The organism is Tropicimonas sp. IMCC6043, from assembly GCF_004146235.1.
Lineage (GTDB): Bacteria > Pseudomonadota > Alphaproteobacteria > Rhodobacterales > Rhodobacteraceae > Tropicimonas.
Map to the genome: position 1 here is coordinate 1 of NZ_SELO01000114.1, position 1567 is coordinate 1567.

The 1567-nt window shown below is 65.7% G+C and carries 1 protein-coding gene; it reads right to left on the reverse strand.

Going from position 1 to position 1567, the window contains the following annotated elements:
• Positions 1–123: 123 nt before the first annotated feature.
• Positions 124–1473 carry an IS1380 family transposase gene (locus EU800_RS25955; RefSeq protein WP_129636342.1) on the reverse strand — a complete coding sequence of 450 codons (1350 nt, stop codon included), beginning with the start codon at positions 1471–1473 and terminating at the stop codon, positions 124–126.
• Positions 1474–1567 lie beyond the last annotated feature (94 nt).

Below are 1567 nucleotides of genomic sequence, written 5' to 3' on the forward strand. Positions count from 1 at the left end.
CCGGGCGATAGCCGCGATTGGGGCCTCGGCCGCCTGTCGTGAGGCTCCAGATGCCCACAGATTGCATGCCGTGGGCACACTGGCCGAGCCTTGTTCGTTCGGGCTTGAAGGGCGGCGCTGTCTTCATGTCGCCGCCGGGGGCGCCCGCAGGCGCTGGATCGCGGCGATGATCGCGCGGACCATCCGCCCCGACACCGCCACCTCGGCCAACTGGAAGGTGATGGCACGGGCGTGGCGGACCACACGGGCACCGATCTTGATCAGCTTGAGCTGCAGGCTGGTAAGCGACCAGTCCGCCATTGGCTCCGGCAGGCCAACATGGGCGAGGAACATGGCGAGGTTGTAGGCCAGCGCGTGCAGCTGGAGCCGCACCTCGTTATCCCGGAACCGCCGACACGACAGGCGCGTCCAATGGATAGCATACTTGCCTTCGCGGATGTGCTGTTCGGCGGTGCCGCGGCGGTTGTAGAAGCCGCTGACCCACTCTGGCTCCATCGGCAGGTTGGTCACAACGAAGCCCACACGTGGGAACAACTCGCCGGGGTGCCACTCGATCTTCGCCACCACCCGGCGCGGCTTGTCCCAGCTGTTCGCCCGGTAATCGAAGTCCTCGTAGAACCGCCGGACGTGCTTGGGCGGGCGCCCGACCGGACGCTTCAGCCGGTGCGCGATACGCTCCTGCAGGACGGCGTTCGCTGGCAACCGGATGGCATAGAAGTACCCCGCCGCCTCCAGGGTCTTGTACAGATCAGGCAGCGCGAAGGCGGCATCGGCGCGGAAGAACTTCAGCATGTCGCGGCCGGCATAGCGCCGCATGACCGGCTCCAGAACCGCTTTCCAGCCGTCGGCGCTGTGGACGTTGCCGGGGCGCAAGGCGCAGCGTTCCAGCATCCCGAACTGGTTGAACAGAAAGAGCGGGTGGTAGCAGGCACAGCCGAAATGCCCGTTCCAGGCGGTGCCCTCCTGGTTGCCATAGGTCGGGCTGACCGAGCTGTCCATGTCGAGCACGACGTACTTCAGCCCCGTCCGGTCGAGGAACCGGTCGATCCACTGTCCACTCAAGTCGGCGAGCGCCGCCCGGTTGCCCTCGGTCGCGAGTCCCTCGGTCTCGAAGCGGCTCATCTGCGATGTGGAGGCCGCCTGCCCATCGACGGCGCGGGCACCAACAACTTGCCGCATCACTGGGTCATGGGCCAGCCGTTCGGCGTCGTTGACGTCTTCGTACCCGGCGAGGCGACCATACACTGCTTGCCGGAACAGCCCGGCTATCTGGTGAACTCGGTACGCACCGGTGCGGTGTTCGGTCAACGCGGCGGTGGCCAGGTCGGACAGTCCAAGCGCATCGTCCAGCTCCCGCACGATCAGCAGACCGCCGTCCGAACTGAGCTGCGATCCCCGAAACTCCAGCCGCACCCGACGGTCGAAATCGAGCCTCAGATCGTCCCGCGACCCTGCACCCGATGGGTGAGCCATCCAACACCACCTTCACGCCGCCCAACTCTCTGAAGAATAACAGAAATGCGGCCATCAGCGCAGCAAAATCGTCGGATCACTTGGGAAATTGGGG